The following is a 3,229-nucleotide window of genomic DNA, read 5'->3' on the forward strand; positions in this document are numbered from 1 at the left end:
AGCGACTGCGTATCCGTGCCCGTAGCCACCAGGGGAGAATACGACCTACGAGCGGGTTCTCCTCAGGGCGGCCCAGGCAAAGCTGGCCATCCAGAGGGCCAGAGCGGCCGCCGGAGCGGCGATGATCCAGCGTCCCGCGCCCGCGCTGGCCACGGCGATCCCGGCGAACGCGACCGTGATCACCGAGAACAGCACCACCAGGGGCACGGAATCGGATGGTACGGCAGGCCCGGGGCTACACTTGCGCCCGACCTGTAGGGGCGTAGCTCAATTGGTAGAGCACCGGTCTCCAAAACCGGGGGTTGCAGGTTCGAGTCCTGTCGCCCCTGTCTCGCAGCTAAGCCGAAAACCCCCCGTTAAGCGGGGATTTTCGGTGTTTTAGCCGTCTACTGTTACCGCTTGAAACCGATAAGGACCGCTCCGTTCAGGTGCTCACGGAGCCCCATGTGGGACGCGGCCGGCGTCGTAGACTCGTCGTGTGTCCGATCCGATCCGCCAAAAGACGAACAGAGCCGAGCGGAGGATTCGCTAAAGCGCGACTACGGCGACGAGATAGCAGACAGCTACTTCGCCGCAACAGCGGAAACCCTTGGACGCTGAAGTTGCTCGCTGGATGAGGATCGTTCGCTCCGTGTTCAAGCGTCGCCGGCTGTAGTCATTTCGAGGAAGGCTGGCCTGGCCGCCTCGATCCTGGCGGTGCATCATGTGCGGAGTGGCCGTCGTTCGTTTCACGCTAGACGCGCTGACCGGAGCTTTCGCCGTGCTGCTTCTATTCGCGCTGCTGCGCTTCGTGGTCAACGTCGCTCTGGGCGATTCGATGGTCTGGCCGAACGGCGCCGACCTGCTCATCGTGGCCGGCGTCGGTGCCGTCGTTGCGACGGCCAGGGCGGTACGGCGGTAGATTGCCGCGAAGCCCGTTTGAAAGCGTTAAACGCCGAAGCCGTGCGTTGTGGGCCGCACGACACTGATCGCGCTCTCCGAGAGCTCCCAAACGGATTCGTTGAGATCGTTCTGGCACTCGTTGTGCCACTCGACGGTCGTTGTAGCCTGCTCCTGCATGGGAGCTAGCACCTCCTATGCCGGCCCCGGGGTGTTTGAGGCGCCGCCGGGGCGTTTCTCTTTACAGGCGGGCTCAGATGTAGCGTGTTGAGCGCGACATAAAGCGGACTGCCCAGTCGATGATCGCCGCTGGACACGGGTCTGCTTGAAGCTGCAGCTCAGCGGGAAGCTAGAGCCGGAATCGACGAGGAGAGCAGCAAATGAGCGACCGCCCGTCACTAAAGCCCGAGCGTGAGGACGAGGAGCGTGCAACCGATCCCGAACCCACTGAGCAGTCGCCAGCGCAGGTAGCCGAAAAACGGGCGCGCGAAAAGGAAGAGTCTGGCGACGAAAGCGTGATCTAGCACGAGAGGAGATGAACGTTCCCGTTGCGGTGGGCGCTACCCGCGGGGATCGTTTTCCTCAGCCAGCGCCGCGGCCTCTCCATGCTTGCGGACAACTTGGTAGGCCGCGCCAACGAAGACGACCTCTTCGATTTCCGGCAACTCATGGCCCAAGCCAACAACAAACTGGGTGGGATCGGTTCGAACTCGTTCGTACTCCGCCGGCGTAATGCGCAATCGCAGCGTGCAGTCCACGTTCGAGCACTCGCAGATGAATCCGACATCGCGCCGATCCCGGAGAGCCTGCGCGTGATCGATCGCCATTCCGGCGATTCTTTCGTTGACGTTTCGGAAGAGGACCTCGTTCTTCGCGAGTCGCTCTTCGCGTGCGTCCATGTGCAGAAACGTAGCGCCGATCCGACACCTCCGCCGCAACGATCCACGCTAACGATCCACGCTACCTAGGCGCGTTCGAAGGTCGACCCTGCGAGCTGGCGCCGTTCGACGACGCCCGGCTACCGCTGGTCCGCATGTTCCATCGCCCGACGCCTGTCGAGGAGCACAGTCAGAGATGTGCGGCAGTTGACGATCGAGGCGTCAAGCCTCCAATCGGCGCGCGGCTTCCATGCTGCGCTCTCCACCTTCCGGCCTCACCTCGAGGAGGACCCGATCGGTGTCTACACGGTCACGGTGTCGTTCGACAGCGACCGTGACATCTTGCGCGTACTGCGCACGCTGGCAAACCCACGTCGCAGAACGCAACCAGCAGTCTCTAGGTTAGTTAGCCGGGACGGCTCGCCGGATCGTCCCCGTACGAGTAGCGCTCACCGATCTTCCCATCTTGGTTGTGGATCACGTGCTCGGTGGCATCCTTTTTCGCACGTTCACGACCGGCGCCAACCGCGTCTTCTTTTGTCGCGTAGCCGGCCCCGAATTTCTTGCCGCCCTCGATCTCGTTAATCCACTCTTCGTCCTTGAAAACGGTGTGGACGAAGCCGTTAGCCATCTTCGACCCCCTGTTTGTCGTGGAACGTCGCACCTTCCCAGGTTCCCACGGTCAAAACCCGGCAGGCCACCTCAGACCCGGCGATTCCTCAAGTGACCTCGCCCGCCACGGTCCTTCGCCTCACGGCGGCACGGCCAGCCGCCGTCGACATATAACGTGCAGACGTCGACCTCGGTGACGGGAACCAGGACGGTCCGGCCGACACGAACAGGCGGCCCGAGCGACACGCGGACGGTCCGACTCGAGGCAACCGAACGCCGGCGAGCCCGTGAGCGCGGCGCGACCTGTCGCGGGGCAAGAACCTGCATGGGCCGAATCGCTCTCACCATCCGGCTAGGTGCCCCACTTGTTCCCGGATCAACTCGGCCGCGTAGTCGGCTTGGTTGAGCCAAGAACCCGCCGATAGCACTTGTCTTCAAAACCGGGGGTTGCAGGTTCGAGCCCTGTCGCCCCTGTCTTCCCCGTCGGGAGCCGCAGGCGGAACGCGTCCGGGAGGGCGAACAGGCGTGCGTCGAGCGACAGCGCCCGCGCCGGCCGCAGCAGGATCACGAGCGACGGGAGGCCGAGCCCGACGTCGCGCAGGATCGCCCCGAGGCCGACGCGCTCGTGCGCGAGCGTCCCGAAGCACCCGCAGTCGAGCGTCAGGCCGCGCGCCCACGCCTGCGCCTGGGCGACGAGGAACAGCACCATCAGCACGCACCCGGCCGCGGCCGCCGCCCGCGTCAGCAGCCCGAGCGCGAGGTAGAGCCCGACGAGCAGCTCGACGAACGGCAGCGAATACGCGAACGGCGCCTCGAGCGCATGCGGCAGCAGCCGGTACTGCTCGACTTGCGCGTGAAAG

At 64.5% G+C, this 3,229-nt stretch carries 6 protein-coding genes and 1 tRNA gene; 3 read left to right on the forward strand and 4 right to left on the reverse strand.

Annotated features, from left to right (window positions below; all coding sequences use genetic code 11):
- Positions 1–256 precede the first annotated feature (256 nt).
- Positions 257–329: transfer RNA gene (locus VFC51_07680), tRNA-Trp, on the forward strand.
- Between the two features lie 431 nt (positions 330–760).
- Positions 761–901 (forward strand): hypothetical protein, encoded by a 141-nt coding sequence (locus VFC51_07685; protein HZT06897.1) that lies wholly within the window; start codon positions 761–763, stop codon positions 899–901.
- Between the two features lie 26 nt (positions 902–927).
- Here VFC51_07685 and VFC51_07690 read toward each other — a convergent pair whose 3' ends face one another.
- A complete protein-coding gene (locus tag VFC51_07690; protein HZT06898.1) occupies positions 928–1,059 on the reverse strand; it encodes a hypothetical protein in 132 nt (43 codons plus the stop codon).
- A 200-nt stretch (positions 1,060–1,259) separates the two neighbouring features.
- On the opposite strand from VFC51_07690, the gene VFC51_07695 reads away from it, so the two are divergent.
- Positions 1,260–1,403 (forward strand): hypothetical protein, encoded by a 144-nt coding sequence (locus VFC51_07695; GenBank protein ID HZT06899.1) that lies wholly within the window; start codon positions 1,260–1,262, stop codon positions 1,401–1,403.
- A gap of 36 nt (positions 1,404–1,439) precedes the next feature.
- Here the strand turns inward: VFC51_07695 and VFC51_07700 are convergent, their stop codons facing one another.
- The 3 genes from VFC51_07700 to VFC51_07710 all read right to left on the reverse strand — a co-directional run.
- Positions 1,440–1,778: a hypothetical protein gene (locus VFC51_07700; GenBank protein ID HZT06900.1), complete on the reverse strand. Its 339-nt coding sequence runs from the start codon at positions 1,776–1,778 to the stop codon at positions 1,440–1,442.
- 385 nt (positions 1,779–2,163) lie between these two features.
- On the reverse strand, positions 2,164–2,388 hold the full coding sequence (locus VFC51_07705) for a DUF2188 domain-containing protein (protein HZT06901.1): 225 nt from the start codon (positions 2,386–2,388) through the stop codon (positions 2,164–2,166).
- A 357-nt stretch (positions 2,389–2,745) separates the two neighbouring features.
- Positions 2,746–3,229 (reverse strand): MauE/DoxX family redox-associated membrane protein (locus tag VFC51_07710; GenBank protein ID HZT06902.1); only part of this gene is annotated, 484 nt, incomplete at its 5' end.

The organism is Chloroflexota bacterium, from assembly GCA_035652535.1.
Taxonomy (GTDB): domain Bacteria; phylum Chloroflexota; class UBA6077; order UBA6077; family SHYK01; genus DASRDP01.

Coding starts and splice junctions, on each gene's coding strand:
- VFC51_07690 (HZT06898.1), bottom strand. CDS start 1,059: ATGCAGGAGCAGGCTACAACGACCGTCGAGTGGCACAACGAGTGCCAG.
- VFC51_07695 (HZT06899.1), top strand. CDS start 1,260: ATGAGCGACCGCCCGTCACTAAAGCCCGAGCGTGAGGACGAGGAGCGT.
- VFC51_07700 (HZT06900.1), bottom strand. CDS start 1,778: ATGGACGCACGCGAAGAGCGACTCGCGAAGAACGAGGTCCTCTTCCGA.
- VFC51_07705 (HZT06901.1), bottom strand. CDS start 2,388: ATGGCTAACGGCTTCGTCCACACCGTTTTCAAGGACGAAGAGTGGATT.